The organism is Burkholderia sp. BCC1996, from assembly GCF_905339955.1.
Taxonomy (GTDB): Bacteria; Pseudomonadota; Gammaproteobacteria; order Burkholderiales; family Burkholderiaceae; genus Burkholderia.
Genome location: NZ_CAJPHM010000018.1, coordinates 150265 through 166413, shown reverse-complemented (window position 1 = coordinate 166413; position 16149 = coordinate 150265). Strand labels below are relative to the sequence as shown.

The 16149-nt window shown below is 68.8% G+C and carries 14 protein-coding genes; 9 read left to right on the top strand and 5 right to left on the bottom strand.

Annotated features, from left to right (window positions below; translation table 11 throughout):
• Positions 1 to 316 precede the first annotated feature (316 nt).
• The 3 genes from U4Z64_RS25250 to U4Z64_RS25240 are packed head-to-tail and all read left to right on the top strand — an operon-like array spanning position 317 to position 6604.
• Positions 317 to 3565: an efflux RND transporter permease subunit gene (locus tag U4Z64_RS25250; RefSeq protein WP_321821413.1), complete on the top strand. Its 3249-nt coding sequence runs from the start codon at positions 317 to 319 to the stop codon at positions 3563 to 3565.
• Positions 3566 to 3621: 56 nt separating this feature from the next.
• Positions 3622 to 5031, top strand: a complete 1410-nt coding sequence (locus U4Z64_RS25245; protein WP_321821412.1) for an efflux RND transporter periplasmic adaptor subunit — start codon at positions 3622 to 3624, stop codon at positions 5029 to 5031.
• Positions 5032 to 5062: 31 nt separating this feature from the next.
• On the top strand, positions 5063 to 6604 hold the full coding sequence (locus tag U4Z64_RS25240; RefSeq protein ID WP_321821411.1) for an efflux transporter outer membrane subunit: 1542 nt from the start codon (positions 5063 to 5065) through the stop codon (positions 6602 to 6604).
• Here U4Z64_RS25240 and U4Z64_RS25235 read toward each other — a convergent pair.
• Together U4Z64_RS25235 and U4Z64_RS25230 are read right to left on the bottom strand one after the other, a co-directional pair.
• Positions 6582 to 8042 (bottom strand): heavy metal sensor histidine kinase, encoded by a 1461-nt coding sequence (locus U4Z64_RS25235; protein ID WP_321821410.1) that lies wholly within the window; start codon positions 8040 to 8042, stop codon positions 6582 to 6584. The genes U4Z64_RS25240 and U4Z64_RS25235 overlap by 23 nt on opposite strands.
• Positions 8039 to 8716: a heavy metal response regulator transcription factor gene (locus tag U4Z64_RS25230; protein WP_027786146.1), complete on the bottom strand. Its 678-nt coding sequence runs from the start codon at positions 8714 to 8716 to the stop codon at positions 8039 to 8041. The genes U4Z64_RS25235 and U4Z64_RS25230 overlap by 4 nt, the downstream gene beginning before the upstream one ends.
• 354 nt (positions 8717 to 9070) lie before the next feature.
• Between U4Z64_RS25230 and U4Z64_RS25225 the strand changes: the two genes are divergently transcribed.
• The 4 genes from U4Z64_RS25225 to U4Z64_RS25210 are packed head-to-tail and all read left to right on the top strand — an operon-like array spanning position 9071 to position 12245.
• On the top strand, positions 9071 to 9913 hold the full coding sequence (locus tag U4Z64_RS25225) for a transporter substrate-binding domain-containing protein (RefSeq protein ID WP_415750594.1): 843 nt from the start codon (positions 9071 to 9073) through the stop codon (positions 9911 to 9913).
• Entirely contained in the window at positions 9910 to 10644 is a 735-nt protein-coding gene (locus U4Z64_RS25220; protein ID WP_321821408.1) for an amino acid ABC transporter permease, read from the top strand. Before U4Z64_RS25225 ends, U4Z64_RS25220 begins: the two co-directional genes overlap by 4 nt.
• Complete coding sequence (locus U4Z64_RS25215; RefSeq protein ID WP_124487261.1) at positions 10634 to 11419, top strand: amino acid ABC transporter permease; 786 nt, start codon at positions 10634 to 10636, stop codon at positions 11417 to 11419. Before U4Z64_RS25220 ends, U4Z64_RS25215 begins: the two co-directional genes overlap by 11 nt.
• On the top strand, positions 11406 to 12245 hold the full coding sequence (locus tag U4Z64_RS25210; protein WP_321821407.1) for an amino acid ABC transporter ATP-binding protein: 840 nt from the start codon (positions 11406 to 11408) through the stop codon (positions 12243 to 12245). The genes U4Z64_RS25215 and U4Z64_RS25210 overlap by 14 nt, the downstream gene beginning before the upstream one ends.
• A gap of 1 nt (position 12246) precedes the next feature.
• Here U4Z64_RS25210 and U4Z64_RS25205 read toward each other — a convergent pair whose 3' ends face one another.
• Complete coding sequence (locus U4Z64_RS25205) at positions 12247 to 13578, bottom strand: LLM class flavin-dependent oxidoreductase (protein WP_321821406.1); 1332 nt, start codon at positions 13576 to 13578, stop codon at positions 12247 to 12249.
• Positions 13575 to 15230, bottom strand: coding sequence for an MmgE/PrpD family protein (locus U4Z64_RS25200; RefSeq protein WP_321821405.1), 1656 nt, complete (start codon positions 15228 to 15230; stop codon positions 13575 to 13577). Before U4Z64_RS25200 ends, U4Z64_RS25205 begins: the two co-directional genes overlap by 4 nt.
• A gap of 75 nt (positions 15231 to 15305) precedes the next feature.
• Between U4Z64_RS25200 and U4Z64_RS25195 the strand changes: the two genes are divergently transcribed.
• Together U4Z64_RS25195 and U4Z64_RS25190 are read left to right on the top strand one after the other, a co-directional pair.
• Positions 15306 to 15512 carry a type II toxin-antitoxin system VapB family antitoxin gene (locus tag U4Z64_RS25195; protein ID WP_321821404.1) on the top strand — a complete coding sequence of 69 codons (207 nt, stop codon included), beginning with the start codon at positions 15306 to 15308 and terminating at the stop codon, positions 15510 to 15512.
• Positions 15509 to 15892, top strand: a complete 384-nt coding sequence (locus tag U4Z64_RS25190; protein ID WP_321821403.1) for a type II toxin-antitoxin system VapC family toxin — start codon at positions 15509 to 15511, stop codon at positions 15890 to 15892. The genes U4Z64_RS25195 and U4Z64_RS25190 overlap by 4 nt, the downstream gene beginning before the upstream one ends.
• 49 nt (positions 15893 to 15941) lie before the next feature.
• On the opposite strand, the gene U4Z64_RS25185 is transcribed toward U4Z64_RS25190, so the two are convergent.
• A complete protein-coding gene (locus U4Z64_RS25185) occupies positions 15942 to 16118 on the bottom strand; it encodes a CsbD family protein (protein WP_044844262.1) in 177 nt (58 codons plus the stop codon).
• Between the last annotated feature and the right edge of the window lie 31 nt (positions 16119 to 16149).

Sequence of the window (16149 nt, the reverse complement as noted above, 5' to 3'; positions counted from 1 at the left end):
CACCTCTCAAGATGGCATGTTCGCGTCCGCAGATCAGGCCGGACATCCGCTCCGCATCGATGTGATGAAGAGTTGTGTCCATTCTGCGATTCGCGCGCTTTCCGGAAGGTGAGGCTTCGATTACGGTCTTGTCATCTGATCGCGGCCGCATGTCGGTCACGGGCCGGCCCGTCCGGTCGGACACTGCGCACCTGCGCGCCAGCACAGATAACGGTTTCGTAATCCTCGGGTCAGGGTCGGGTCAACGCCGCGCCGGCAGACTGCACGCTCGCCGCATCGCACGCGGCATCCATGCCCTGCTTCGAGGAGCACCATCATGTGGATCGTCCGGCTGGCGTTACGCAGGCCCTACACGTTCGTCGTACTCGCACTGCTGATCTTCATCGCGGGACCGCTTGCGCTGCTGCGCACGCCGACCGACATCTTCCCGAGCATCGACATTCCGGTCGTCAGCATCGTCTGGTCATACAACGGCTTCTCCGCGGAGGACATGGCCAAGCGGATCACGTCGAACTACGAGCGCGCGCTCACGTCCGACGTCGACGACATCGAGCACATCGAGTCGCAGTCGCTGAACGGCGTGTCGGTCGTGAAGATCTTCTTCCACCCGGGCGCCGACATCAATCGCGCGATCGCGGAAGCCGCGAGCAATGCCGCGTCGATCCTGCGCATCCTGCCGCCCGGCACGTTGCCGCCGAACATCATCACGTACAACGCGTCGACGGTGCCGATCCTGCAGCTCGGGCTGTCGAGCGACACGCTCGCCGAGCAGCAGCTGTACGACCTCGGCAACAGTTTCATCCGCACGCAGCTCGCGACCGTCCAGGGCGCGGCGGTGCCGCTGCCGTTCGGCGGCAAGATCCGCCAGATCGTCGTCGACCTCGATACGCGCGCGCTGCAGGCGAAGGGGCTCGCGCCGATCGACGTCGTGAACGCGATCAACGCACAGAACCTGATCCTGCCCGGCGGCACCGCGAAGATCGGCACGCACGAATACAACGTGCAGATGAACGGCAGCACGCAGACGGTCGCCGCGCTGAACGATCTGCCGGTGAAGACGATCGGCGGCAATGTCGTGTACGTGCGCGACGTCGCGCACGTTCGCGACGGCTACGCACCGCAGACCAACATCGTGCGGGTGGACGGCAAGCGCGCGGCGCTGCTGACGGTCGAGAAGACCGGCAGCGCGTCGACGCTGACGATCATCGATCAGGTGAAGGCGATGCTGCCGAAGATCGCGGCCGGGCTGCCGAAGGCGCTGCACATTTCGCCGCTCGACGATCAGTCGGTGTTCGTGAAGGCGGCGGTCCAGGGCGTCGTGCGCGAGGCGCTGATCGCCGCGTGCCTGACCGCGCTGATGATCCTGCTGTTCCTCGGCAGCTGGCGCGCGACGCTGATCATCGCGATCACGATCCCGCTCGCGGTGCTCACGTCGCTGCTCGCGTTGTCCGCGCTCGGCCAGACCATCAACATCATGACGCTCGGCGGACTCGCGCTCGCGGTCGGGATCCTCGTCGACGACGCGACCGTCGCGATCGAGAACATCACGCATCATCTCGAGCTCGGCGCGCCGCTCGAGGACGCGATCCTGACCGGCTCGGGAGAAATCGCGGTGCCGACCTTCGTGTCGACGCTGTCGATCTGCATCGTGTTCGTGCCGATGTTCCTGCTCACGGGCGTCGCGCGCTATCTGTTCGTGCCGCTGGCCGAGGCCGTGATCTTCGCGATGATCGCGTCGTACTTCTTCTCGCGCACGCTGGTGCCGACTCTCGCGATGGCGCTGATGCGCGCAAAAGGAAACGGCCGGCCGCCGCGCGGCGTATTCGCGCCGCTCGTGCATTTGGCGCGTTTCCAGGCTGCGTTCGAGCATCGCTTCGAGGCCGTGCGGCTGCGCTATCGCGCGCTGCTCTCGGCGGCGATCGCGCGGCGTCGCCGCTTCGCGGCCGCGTTCCTGCTCGCATGCGTCGCGTCGACGGGCCTCTACGCGTTCGCCGGGCAGGACTTCTTCCCGTCGGTCGACACCGGCGAGATCCGCCTGCATCTGCGCGCACCGACCGGCACGCGGATCGAGGAAACCGCGCAGCTGACCGACGAGGTCGAAGCGAAGATCCGCAGCGTGATTCCGGCGGGCGAACTCGCTGGCGTGCTCGACAACATCGGCGTGCCGGTGAGCGGGATCAACCTCACGTACGATTCATCGGATCCGATCGGCACCGAGGACGCCGACGTGCTGGTGACGCTGAAGCCGAACCACGCGTCGACCGCCGCATACGTCGCCAGGCTGCGCAACGTGCTCGCGCAGTCGTTCCCCGGCGTGACGTTCGCGTTCCTGCCGGCCGACATCGTCAGCCAGATCCTCAATTTCGGGCTGCCCGCGCCGATCGACATCCAGATCGTCGGCAACAAGCTCGACCAGAACCGCGCAGTCGCGAATACGCTGCTCGCGAAGCTGCGCGGCGTGCGCGGGCTCGTCGACGCGCGCATCCAGCAACCCGGCGACGAACCGGCAATCGACGTGAACGTCGACCGCACGAAGGCGATCCAGGCCGGCCTCGAACAGCGCGACGTCGCGCAAAATCTGCTGATCGCGCTGTCCGGCAGTTCGCAGACGACGCCGAACTTTTGGCTCGATCCGCGCAACGGCGTCAGCTACCCGGTGCTCGTGCAGACGCCGCAATACACGGTGAATTCGCTGCAGTCGCTCGCGAACGTGCCGCTGCCGGCCGGCACCGCGCGCCCGCCGCAGACGCCGGCTGGCGGCCCGGCCGCGGGTGCGCCCGCGCAGAACCTGCTCGGCGCGCTCGGCACGTTCTCGCGCTCGACGCAGCAGGCCGTGGTGTCGCACTACAACGTGCAGCCGGTGCTCGATATCTTCGCGTCGGTGCAGGGGCGCGATCTCGGCGGCGTCACGGCCGACGTGACGAAGCTCGTCGACGCCGCGCGCGCGCAGCTGCCGCCCGGCTCGTCGATCGTGCTGCGCGGCCAGGTGCAGGCGATGCACGAGTCGTTTGCGGGCCTGCTCGGCGGCCTCGCACTCGCGATCTCGCTGGTCTACCTGCTGATGGTCGTGAACTTCCAGTCGTGGCTCGATCCGCTCGTGATCGTAGGCGGCCTGCCGGCATCGCTCGCCGGGATCGCGTGGATGCTGTTCGTCACGCGCACCACGCTGTCGGTGCCCGCGCTGACCGGCACGATCCTGTGCATCGGCATCGCGACCGCGAACAGCATTCTCGTCGTGAACGCGGCGCGCGAGCTGCTCGCGGGCGGCGCGTCGCCGTGGCAGGCGGCGCTCGACGCCGGCTTCAGCCGCTTCCGGCCCGTCGTGATGACCGCGCTCGCGATGCTGATCGGCATGTTGCCGATGGCGCTCGGCCTCGGCGACGGCGGCGAGCAGAACGCGCCGCTCGGCCGCGCGGTGATCGGCGGCCTCGCGTTCGGCACGTTCTCGACGCTGCTGTTCGTCCCGGTGCTGTTCGGCTTCGTCCACGCATGGCTCGCGCGGCGCCGCGACGCCTCGGCCGCGCGGCGCACGCAGCACGCGCCCGACACGCCGGCGCTGCGCTGAGCTCGGACGGCCGCCCCTTCTCATCATCCTTCGATTCGCCCGACCCCGGACCCATCATGAACGACTCGATCGAACCCGTCGCCCCGCCGCCCGCCGCCGAAGCGGCCACCGCGGCCACCGCCGTGCCGTCCGCCGCGCGCGGCGCCGCGCCCGACACCCCGCCGGCCCGTCACGGCCGCAAGCTGGCCGTGCCGCTCGCGGCCGTCGCGCTCGCCGCCGCCCTGCTCGCGCTCGGCATCGTGCCGCGTATCGACGCACGCGCCGCACAGCGTGCACAGGTGGCCGAGCAACAGGCGCTACCGGTGTCGGTCATCGTGCCCGGCGCGGCGCCGGCCGACCAGACGCTGACGTTGCCCGGTTCGGTGGCGCCCTATGCAGACGCGTCGATCTACGCGCGCACGAGCGGCTACATCGCGCACTGGAGCGTCGATCTCGGCACGCACGTGAAGGCCGGCCAGACGCTCGCGCAGATCTCGGCGCCCGATCTCGACGCGCAGTTGCGCCAGGCGCGCGCCGACGAAGCGAGCGCGCAGGCGAACTACGACTATGCGAAATCGACCGCGCAGCGCTGGCAGGACATGCTGAAAACGCAATCGGTGTCGCAGCAGGACACCGACACGAAGGTCGCCGACATGAACGCGAAACGCGCGATGCTCGCGTCCGCGCAGGCGAACGTCGCGCACCTTGCCGAACTCGTGTCGTACGAGTCCGTCACCGCGCCGTTCGACGGCGTGATCACCGCGCGCAGCGTCGACGTCGGCACGCTGGTCACCGCGGGCGGCACGCCGGGCAGCCCGGGCCTGTCCGGGGAACTGTTCCATCTCGAACAGACGGACACGCTGCGCGTGTTCGTCGACGTGCCGCAGGACAGCGCGACCGGCGTATCGACCGGCACGCCGGTCTACCTGACGACACCGCAGTATCCGGGGCGGCGCTTTGCCGCGCGTGTCGCGCGCAGCGCGGGCGCGATCGATCCCGTCACGCGCACGCTGCGCGTCGAGATCGACGTCGACAACCGCGACGGCGCGCTGATGCCCGGTGCGTACGCGCAGGCGCATCTCGTCGTGGCGAGCGCGGCGCCGGCGCTCGACCTGCCGGTCAGTGCGCTGTTGTTCCGCCCGAACGGCGTGACGGTCGCCACCGTCGGTACGAACGGGCGAACCGCGCTGAAGACCGTGCAGATCGGGCGCGATTTCGGCACGCGCGTGGAGATCGTCGCGGGGCTCGCGGCGACCGATCGCGTGATCGACAACCCGGGCGATGCGATCACGGCCGGCGAAGCCGTGAAGATCGTGTCGACCGTGCGCGCCGCGGCTCCGGTGGCCGCTTCGTCCGCGCAGGCCGCGCAGGCCGCGCAGGCCGCGCAAACAGGGGCGGCGGCCATTGCCAGCGACGTGCCGCCGCTGCGCGCGGCCGGCACCGCGCCGGCCGCGTCGACGCCCGCTCCTGCGCCCGCCCGCGGCTGACCCATCGACGACGACTCACGAGATACCTGCCATGCGCCTTCCTCACCCGCTCCCGTTCGCCCGCCACGCCGTCGCGCTCGGCGCCGCCGCGGCATTGGCCACGTTGACCGCGTGCTCGACGTTGCCACCCTATTCACCGCCCGCCGTCGCGGTACCCGCGCACTACGCGGGCGCACCGGCCGCGCAGGCCGGCTGGCACGTCGCGATGCCGGCCGATGCGGCCGCGCGCGGTGCATGGTGGACCGTGTTCGGCGACGCCGACCTGAACGCGCTCGAAGCGCGCGTCGACGTGTCGAACCAGACGGTGAAAAAAGCCGTCGCCGATCTGCAACAGGCACGCGCGATGGTCGACTACCAGCACGCCGGGTTCCTGCCGACGATCACGGCGGGTGTCGCGCAGAGCCGCGCGCGCGTGTCGCAGAACCGGCTCGGCTCGTCGCTCGCCGGCAAGACGACGCCCGACTACCAGGCCGGCGTCGCCGCGAGCTGGGAACCCGACGTGTTCGGCCGCGTGCGCGACGCGGTGACGGGCGCGCAGGCGAACGCCGCGGCGAGCACGGCCGACCTGCAGGCCGTGAAGCTGTCGGTCACGGCGGAACTCGCGACCGATTATTTCGCGCTACGCTCGCTCGACACGCAAAAGCAGTTGCTCGATGACACGGTGCGTGCATACGCGGACGCGCTGACGCTGCTCAAGCAGCAGCTCGCGGCCGGTGCGATCGATGCGTCGGCGGTCGCGCAAGCCGAGACGCAACTCGAATCGACGCGCACGCAGGACACCGACATCGACGCGTCGCGTGCGCAGTTGCAGCACGCGATCGCGACGCTCGTCGGCGAAAGCGCGTCGACGTTCGCGCTGCCGCCGCGCGTGCAGGCGTTCCACGTGCCGGCCATTCCGGCCGGCGTGCCGTCGGAACTGCTCGAACGGCGGCCCGACATCGCGGCCGCCGAGCGCCGTGTGGCGGCCGCGAACGCACAGATCGGCGAGGCGCGCGCCGCGTTCTTTCCCGATCTCGTGCTGTCGGCAAGCGCCGGCCTCGAGAGTTCGTTCTTCGCGCCGTGGCTTGCCGCGCCGAGCCTGTTCTGGTCGCTCGGCCCGCAACTGGCCGGCACGCTGTTCGACGGCGGTCGCCGCAGCGCATCGCTGCGCGGCGCGCATGCGCAGTACGACGGCGCGGTCGCAGATTACCGGCAGACCGTACTCGTCGCGTTCCAGCAGGTCGAGGATCAGTTGTCGACGATCGATGCGCTCGCGTCCGAAGCCGGCAGCCAGCAGCGCGCGACCGACGCGGCCGACCTGTCGCTGCGGCTGACGACGAATCGCTTCAACGCGGGCGCCGTCAGCTATCTGGACGTGGTGACCGCGCAGACGATCGCGCTGACGAACCAGCGCACGGCCGATCAGATCGACGCGCGCCGGATGGAGGCCGCGGTCGGGTTGTTGAAGGCGCTGGGCGGCGGCTGGCAGGCGAGCCCGGGCGCGGACGCGGACGCGGAATCGAAAACCGGCACGCACGAACGCCCGGTCGCCGCGTTACCCGATCCCGTCGTCACGCAGCCGACGGCCGGTTGAACGTGAGCACGAAGCGCGTGCCGCGCGCGTCGCTTTCGACCTGCGCGGTGCCGCCGTGCAGTTCCATCACCGAGCGCACGATCGCCAGGCCCAGCCCGGCCGTGCCGCCCGGCACCCCGCCGCTGCGGGCGGGATCGCCGCGCACGAACCGGTCGAAGATCCGCGGCAGCAGCGCGGAATCGATCGGCTCGCCCGGATTCGCGACGACGACGCGCACCGCGTCGGCGGCGTCATCGACACTCAGCGTAATGACGCCGCCGGCGGGCGTGTAACGCAGCGCGTTCGCGAGCAGGTTGCCGACGGCGCGACGAAACAGCTCGACGTCGGCGGTCAGTTGCCCCCGCCCTTCGACGCGCAACGTCGAGCCCGCTTCGTCCGCGAGCCCCTCGAAATACTCCGCGATGCGCTCGAGTTCGTCGTGCACGTCGAACGCGCGCTGCCGCGTGACGAAGCTCGGATGCTCGGCGCGCGCGAGAAACAGCACGTTCTCGATCATCCGCGCGAGACGATCGTATTCCTCGAGATTCGATTCGAGCAGCGCCTGGTACTCGTCGGCCGCACGCGGCCGCGCGAGCGCGACTTCAGTGGCGCCGCGCATGTTGTTCAATGGCGTGCGCAGGTCGTGCGCGAGATCGGCGCTGAATTGCGACAGATGCGCGAACGCCTGCTGCAGGCGGCCGAGCATCGCATTCTGGGCATCGACGAGCGCGCGCAGCTCGCTCGGTGCACGCGACGCGTCGAGCCGTGTATCGAGCTTGTCGACGGTGATCCGGCCGGTGTTGTCGACGATCTCGCGCAGCGGCGCGAGCGCCGTGCGGATCAGCCAGTAACCGAGCAGCAGCGCGAACAGCGCGCCGAGCCCGCCGGCGATCTCGAGCCGGTCGCGGTAGCCGTCGAGCAGGTCGGCGCGGTCGTGCATGTTGCGCGCGATCGCGATGCGGATCGGCGTGCGGTCGCCGAGCGCGGCCTCGATCACGACGCCACGCATCGGCGTGCCGTTGTCGGCCGTCCGCGTGACCAGCCGGTCGGCCGTGATCCGCTCGTCCGCCGGAACCGGCGCCGCATGCGGCACGAACAACTGCGCGTCGGCCAGCGGAATCGACGCGGCGGCAGGCGCATCGTCGAGCGCGGCGAGCCGCACGTTGTGGCGCGCGAGCACGTCGCCGCGCGCATCGACGGCGGCCATCGACAGCGCCTCGTTGCCGAGCACCTGGCTCGTCAACCGCTCGGCATGCGTGCGGACTGCATCGAGCGACTCGAGCTCGCCCGCGAGCCGGCGCGTGTGGCGCGCAGCCAGCACGATGTCGAGGTCGTCCTGCGTGTTCACCTGCCGTTCGAGTCCCGCATATACGTATGCGCCGACCAGCGCGAACGCGGCGAGCGTGGTCGCGGCGAACGCGAGCGCGAGCGTCGCGGCGAGCGAGCGCGGCCGCGTCATGCGTCGTCCTTCGGTTCGAGCACATAGCCGACGCCGCGCACGGTATGGATCAGCTTGACCGGAAACGCGTCGTCGATCTTCGCGCGCAGGCGCCGGATCGCGACCTCGACGACGTTGGTGTCGCTGTCGAAATTCATGTCCCATACGTACGATGCGATCTGCGTGCGGCTCAGCACCTCGCCCTGCCGGCGCGCGAGCAGCTGCAGCAGCGAGAATTCGCGCGGCGTGAGGTCGATGCGCGTGGCGCCGCGCTTCACGCGGCGGCGCACCACGTCGATTTCCAGATCGCCGACCGCCAGGTGTTCGGTCTCGCGCGGCGGCCCGCGACGCGCGAGCGTGCGGATGCGGGCAAGCAGCTCGACGAACGCGAACGGCTTCACGAGGTAGTCGTCGGCGCCGAGTTCGAGGCCGTGCACACGATCCTGCACGTCGTCGCGCGCGGTCAGGAACAGCACCGGCGTCGTATGCGTGTCGCGCAGCCGCTTGAGCACGCCCCAGCCGTCGAGCACGGGCAGCATCACGTCGAGCACGATCACGTCGTAACGCTCTTCCTGCGCGAGCGTCAGCCCTTCGCCGCCGTCCTTCGCGAGATCGACGCTGAAGCCCGATTCCTCGAGCCCCTTCTTCAGGTATGCGCCGGTCTTCGGTTCGTCTTCGACTATCAGGATACGCATGGCCGGCTCCGTCGCTTTCGTGATGACATCCGGCGATGTTACCGGCAAACGGCGACAAGGGATCGCTGCGTGCGGGCGCAAACGCCTTTGATTACAAAACGGTAATCGGGCGGTCAGCGTAGCGTGCGGTTGCGAAGCCGTGCACGGCGGAGTGGGTAACCTGCATAAACCCTCCGCCACATCGCCATTCCAGCCGCTAGAGCGTCGCCTTCCTCTGCGTAAATCCAAGGACCAGATAACGGTATGAGAATTTCTTGGTTCTTGGATGCGTTCCACATCCCGAAAATACGAGCTCCCGACAACCGGGCGCGCGATGCGCCGCCCCGCGTCGCTCAAACAACGTTCCTCTTTCCCATGTTCAGCAGATCGTTTCGCACCACGTCGGGCCACGCGCTGTGCGTCGCCGCCCTCCTTTCCGTTTTTTCCGGCGTCGCCCGCGCGGACAGCACGCTCGATCGCATCCATCAACGTCACACGATCACGATCGGCGTGATCCTGTCGGGCCCGCCGTTCGGCTCGCTCGATCCCGCGACGCAAAAGCCGGTCGGCTTCAACGTCGATCTGGCGAACGACGTCGCGAAACGACTCGGCGTCGACGTCGAGCTGACACCGGTTCAGCCGTCGAACCGCGTGCAGTTCCTGCAGCAGGGCAAGGTCGACGCGCTGATCGCCAACATGGAGCTGACGACGGAACGCGCGGAGATACTGTCGTATGCGCCGACGCCGTTCGAATCCATCGGCGGCGCGCTGATCGCGCGCAAGGACAGCGGCATCAAGTCCTGGGCCGACTTGCGCGGCAAGCCGGTCTGCGTGTCGCAAGGCAGCAACTACACGAAGCCGCTCGCGACGGAATACGGCGCGCAGGTGAAGGCCTTCCGCGGCCAGCCGGAATCGCTGCTCGCACTTCGCGGCAACAACTGCGTGGCCGCCGTGCACGTCGCGCCGACGTTGCGCATGCTCGTCGCGCGCAACCCCGACTGGAAGGACTATACGACGCCGCTGTCGACCGACCTGATTCCGTCGCCGGCGGTGATCTGGGTCCGCAAGGGCGAGACCGACACGCAGGGCGCGCTCGACCGGATCGTTCAGGATTGGCACCGCAGCGGCTGGCTGCTCGACGTCGAGCGCAAGAACGGCATGAAGCCGTCGCAAGCCGTGCTCGACCTGCACGCGAAGCTCAAGGCGCAGCGCACATGACGGTGGCCGCCGCCGTCGATGCGCTCCGCAAGTTCGGCCTCGATTACAGCTTCGTGCTCGCCCCGGACGAACGCGCGTCGTTCGTGCACGGGATGGGCGTGACGCTCGAACTGTCGATCGCGACCGCGGTCGGCAGCCTCGCCTGCGGCGTCGTGCTCGCCGCGTTGCTGGTGTCGCAGAGCGCGACGCTCGCGCGCCCCGCGCGCGCATTCGTCGAGGTCACCCGCAACACGCCGACGCTCGTGCAATTGTTCTGCGCGTTCCTCGTCGTCAACATGCTGATCAGCGCCGCACTGCGCAATTTGGGCGGCAATCCGCTGACGCCGTTCATCTGGAGCGTGATCGTGATCTCGCTGCACAAGGGCGCGTTCCATGCGGAAGCGCTGCGCGCCGGCCTCGAAGCGGTACCGCGCGCAACGCTCGAGGCCGCACAGTCGCTCGGCTACAGCCGCCGCCAGCGGCTCTGGCACGTGCAGCTGCCGCTCGCGATACGCTTCGCGCTGCCCGCGCTCGTCAACAACCTGGTCGATCTCGTGAAGATGACGACGGTCGCCTCGGCGATCGCCGTCGGCGACGTCACCTATGCGTCGATCATGATCTGGACGCAGCGCGACAACGTGCTCGAGTTGATGATCCTGATCCTGCTCTTCTTCGGCGCGCTCACGTTCACGGTCAACCTCGCGGGACGTTGGCTGGAACACCGCCTGAGGATACCCGGCTATGGCCATTGACATGCACGCGCAGCCCGCGCGCCTCGTGCGATGGCGCGCCGTCGCGGCAACCCTGGCCGCGCTGGCCGTCGTCGCGCTGGCCGTCGCGGGCCGCCGTCACCCGACCCTCGTCGCGCTCGCCACATGGCTGCCGGCGCTCGGCAAGGCGATGCTGGTCAACATCGGCATCAGCGCGATCGCGATCGCGATCGGCACGCTCGCCGGCCTCGTACTCGGCCCGCTGACGCTGTCGCGGCTCGGCATCGCGCGCGTGCTGGCGCGCGCGTACGTGCAGTTGTTCCGCAACGCGCCGCTGCTCGTGCTGATCTATTTTTCGACCTACGTGTTCCCGTTCGAAATCAGGTTCGGCCATGCGTCGCTGCCGTTTCCGGACTGGTTCAAGGTAACGCTCGGCCTCGCGCTGCCCGCGAGCGCGAACTTCGCGGAAATCTTCCGCGGCGCGATCCAGTCGATTCCGCACGCGCAGTGGGACGCCGCGCGCTCGCTCGCGTTCAGCCGCGCGCAAGTGTTCCGCTGGATCATCCTGCCGCAATGCGTACGCCGCATGCTGCCGCCGTGGATGAACCTGTATGCGAGCATCGCGATGGCCACCGCGCTCGCGTCGCTGGTCGGCGTGCACGACCTGCTCGACACCGCGCAGGTCGCGAGCAACACCGTCGCGCGAGCCGACTTCACCGTCGTCGTCTATTTCACGGTACTCGGCCTGTTTTTCGCGTACTGCTACCCGATCGCCCGTTTCACCCGCCTTCTCGAAAGACGTCATGCATTCCACTGAAACTCCGCGCGGCGCGGACGAGCCGCTCGTCCGCCTGCGCGACGTGCACCTGTCCTACGGCTCGACGCCCGTGCTGCGCGGCATCGATCTCGACGTGCACCGCGGCCAGGCCGTGTCCATCATAGGCCCGTCAGGCTCCGGCAAATCGACGATCCTGCGTTGCATCACCGGGCTGTTGCGGCCGCAGCGCGGCCTGATCGAGGTCGACGGCACGCGCGTCGACCTGCTCGCATCGGAGCGCGACGAAATCGCGCTGCGCAAGCGGGTCGGCTTCGTGTTCCAGCAATACAACCTGTTTCCGCACCTGAGCGTGCTCGACAACCTCGTCGTCGCCCCGGTCCGGATTCTCGGCCGCGATCGCAACGATGCGGTGCGCACCGCACACGCGCTGCTCGAACGCGTGCGTCTCGCGGACAAGGCGCACGCCTACCCCGGCGAGTTGTCGGGCGGCCAGCAGCAGCGCGTCGCGATCGCCCGCGCGCTCGCGATGCAGCCCGACCTGATCCTGTTCGACGAAGTGACGTCCGCGCTCGATCCGGAAACCGTCGGCGACGTGCTGTCGGTGATTCGCGATCTCGTGCGCGACGGCATGACCTGCGTGCTCGTCACGCACGAGATGCGCTTCGCAGAGGAAATCAGCGACGTCGTCTATTTCACCGAGGCGGGCGTGATCGTCGAGCACGGGTCGGCCGCGCAGCTGTTCCGCGCGCCGCAAAGCACGCGCACGCGGGCCTTCCTCGCGCATGCGCTCGGCCCAGCCGGCAGCCCGCACGCAAGCCGCGACAGCGCGCCGGTCGCACTCGACCTGACGCGCTTCGCGGTCTGATTCAGCGCGCTGCGTAGCGGCTCGGCGGGCGCGCGAGCCCGAGATGGTCGCGCAGCGTCGTGCCCTCGTATTCGGTGCGGAACAGGCCGCGCCGTTGCAGTTCCGGCACGACCTGCCCGACGAATTCGTCGAGTCCGCCCGGGAAATACGGCGGCATGATGTTGAAGCCGTCCGCGGCGCCGCCGTCGAACCATTCCTCGAGCGCGTCGGCGACCTGCGTCGGCGTGCCCCACACGATCCGGTGCCCGCGCGCGCCGGCGACGAGATAGTAGAGTTCGCGCAGCGTGAGGTTCTCGCGGCGCGCGAGATCGGTAAGCAGCTTCGCGCGGCTCTTCAGCTGATCGGATTCGGGCAGGTCGGGCAGCGGGCCGTCGAGCGGATACTTCGACACGTCGTGGCCGAGACGGTCGGACAGCAGCGTCAGCGCGCCCGACGTATCCGTCCATTGCTGGAGCTGCGCATACTTGTCCTTGGCCTCCTGCTCGGTGCGGCCGATCACCGGAAATACGCCCGGCATCACGGCAAGCGCGTCCTCGGCGCGGCCGTATGCCGCGAGCCGACCCTTCAGGTCGCGATAGAAGGCCTGCGCTTCCTCGAGCGTCTGCTGCGCGGTGAACACGACTTCCGCGGTGCGCGCGGCAAGCTCCTGGCCGGGGCCCGACGAGCCGGCCTGAATCACGACCGGATGGCCCTGCGGCGGGCGCGACGCGTTGAGCGGCCCCTTCACGTTGAAGAAGCGCCCGGCGTGATCGAGCGTGTGCACCTTCGCCGGGTCGAAATACACGCCGCGCGCCTTGTCCCTGACGAGCGCGTCGTCGTCCCAGCTGTCCCACAGCCCCTTCACGACATCGACGAATTCGCCGGCCATCTCGTAGCGCTGCGCGTGATCCGGATGATTGCCGCGCGTGAAATTCGCGGCGGTACGGTCATACGAAGTCGTCACGACGTTCCATGCCGCGCGCCCGCCGCTCAGGTGGTCGAGCGATGCGAACACGCGCGCGATATGGTAAGGCTCGCTGTACGTCGTCGACGCGGTCGCCGCAAGGCCGATGTGCCGCGTATGCATCGCGAGCGCCGACAGCAGGCTCAGCGGCTCGAAGCGCATCGCCATCGACGGATGCGCGTCGGGGCCGCTCGTCAAGCCGTCGGCCAGGAAGACCATGTCGAACTTCGCGCGCTCGGCGGTCTGCACGACGCGGCGCAGCAGATCGAAGTTCTCGCTGCCGGATTCGGCATCGGGGTGGCGCCAGCCGGCGACGTGGTGTCCTGCGCCCTGGAGGAACAACCCGAGGCGCATCTGGCGGCGGGAAGGGGTGCTGCGTTCGGTGCTCATGATTGAAGCGACGTAAAGGTGTGGAAAAGTCGGGCAAGATCGGCCGTGCTGCGCATCGTATCGATCAGTTCCGGGACGAACGCGAGTGCGGGATCGTGGGCGGTCGCGTCCGCGAACTTCGCGGCAAGGTCGTCGGCGCCGACGAGGCGTTCGGTGCGTTGCCGCAGCGTGTCGCCGTTGCGCAGCGCAATCTCGACGACCGAGAAACGCGTCGCGGGATCGGTCGACGCGCGCGGCGCCGCGGCATCGTGGCGCCGCGTCACGCGTGCGGCGAGCGCGCTCAGGTCGTCACGCACGGGCACGTCGGCGAACGTCGCGACGCCGGGCGGCCCGTCCGTCAGTGCGGCCGCCACCGCGTATTCCACGCTGAAGCGCGCTTCGAGGCCGGTGGCCGGCAGTCGGTCCGACAGCGGCGTGTCGCCGCCCGGCGGGAACGTGACCACGATGCCCTCGATGTCCGCCGGCGCGATGCGGTGGCGCTCGCGCAGATCGAGCGCGGCCTGCACGGCGTAATGGGTTGCCGTGCAGCACGGCCACGGCTTGAAGTACAGGCCGGGCGACACGATCTGCCACGGCGCGCCCCAGTCGGCCAGCACGCGCGCCGGCTGCGACGCGCCGCCGCCGAACACGGCGAAGAATCCTTCCGGGCCGTCGAGTGCGCCCGGTGCGCCGGCCAGTCCGGCCTCGGCGAGCGCCACGGCGAACAGCCCGGCGCGCGCGGCAAGGCCCGCGTGCAACGGCTTGATCTCGCTGCCGAACTGCAGGCGCAGCCCGGCCGATTGCGTCGCGGCGATGCCGAGCGCGTTTTCGGTGGCCGCCGCATCGAGCCCGGCCAGACGCGCCGCGGCGGCGGCCGCGCCGAGCGTGCCGAGCGTCGCGGTGTTGTGGAAACCGAGTTCGTAGTGGCGGCTGCCGAGCGCGAGACCGATCCGCGCCATCGTCTCGACGCCGACGACGTAGGCGTCGAGCAGTTCGAGCGCGCTGCGTGCGCGCACCTGCGCGAGCGCGAGCAACGCCGGCAGCAGCACGGTGCCGGGATGGCCGCGCACGCTGCTGTGCACGTCGTCGTAATCGAGCGCATGGCCTGCATAGCCGTTGAGCAGCGCGGCATGTTGCGGCGACGCCGGCATCGCGCTGCCGATCACCGCTGCGGCGCCGGTCGAATCCCGACCGCACGCCGCCAGCAGCTTGCGGTAACCGTTGTCGCGAGCGCCGGCGAACGCGGCGGCAAGGAAGTCGAGCAGGCCGCGCCGCGCGGCAACGATGGCGGGCGGATTACGCGCGGGCTCGGCGCACGCGATCGCTGCGGCCAGCCGGCGCGTGACGTCGCCGGCCGTGCCGTCGGGATTCAAGTGGGGAGACATGTCAGCCGTTGGAAAATCGCGAAATGCCGCAACGGGCGGCGCAACCGGGAACCTTCCGGTTCCTGCTCGCATGGGAGCGTTGGATACTAGCGAAGCATCCTTGCGTGCCCAACCAAGTATTCGAGCTTTCGATATCGCGTATTCAGCGTTGCTTGAACGGAGATCGGTGAGTTCGCTGCCATGTGCGGCTCCCGGTAAACAGTGCCGTCGTGTGAGCGAGTTTTCGGCGGACTGACCCGGGCCCGGGCCCACAAAACTGCCGCGGTTGAAAGTGAAAAATTCTGGCATGGCGTTTTTATCAACGACTGGACCGCTGCCGAATTGATGCTAAAATTGATGCATAAAGGCATCAACGGAGTCATCATGCGTACTACTGTTACCGTCGACGACGCGCTCTATGCGCGCGCACTCGAACTCGCCGAGCCGGGCACGTCGCCGGCCGAGCTGTTCCGGGCTGCACTCGAAACGTTCGTGCGTGTCCAGGCCGGACAACGCCTAGCCGCGCTTGGCGGTCGCGCGCCGGACATGCCGGATGTGCCACGCCGTAACCCGGAGGCGGCTACCCGATGAGCGTTCTGATCGACACATCGGTCTGGGTCGAGCATTTCCGGCGACCGCTACCAGCGCTTACCCAGCTGCTGCGTGTCGATGACGTCTTGACGCATCCATTGGTGATACTCGAGCTGACGTGCGGGACGCCCCCCGAACCGCGGGCCCGAACGCTGGGAGATCTCGCGTTATTGCGCCAAACGCGGCTCGCGACGCCAGCCGAAGTAGCGGACTGGATCGAGCGGGAACGGCTGTATGGGCGCGGATGCGGCGCAGTGGATTGCACGCTGCTGGCGTCGGTGCTGTTGACCCCGAGCACTTGGCTCTGGACGCGCGATCGGCGGCTCGCCCAACTGGCGGAGCAATTCGGGGTTCATTACTTACCGCCTCACCTGCGTTGAGCGAAGCCAGTGCCTATGGCTTCCAGTTCGGTGTCTCCCACGTCAGGCTCTATTGCCGCTTCTTGAGTCGCTCCTTCGCATCGCCGAATGATGCCTGTGTCTTGCCGACGATCTGTTCGGCCTTGCCCGTCAATCTGTCTGTTGGACTTCCCACGACCTTGCCAACCAGCTCCTTCAGTTTGCCCTTTGCTTCCCTGAGGCGGCCCTTTACCTGATCTTTGTTCATGAGTTTCTCCTTGAGGCTGACGGGTGCGCGA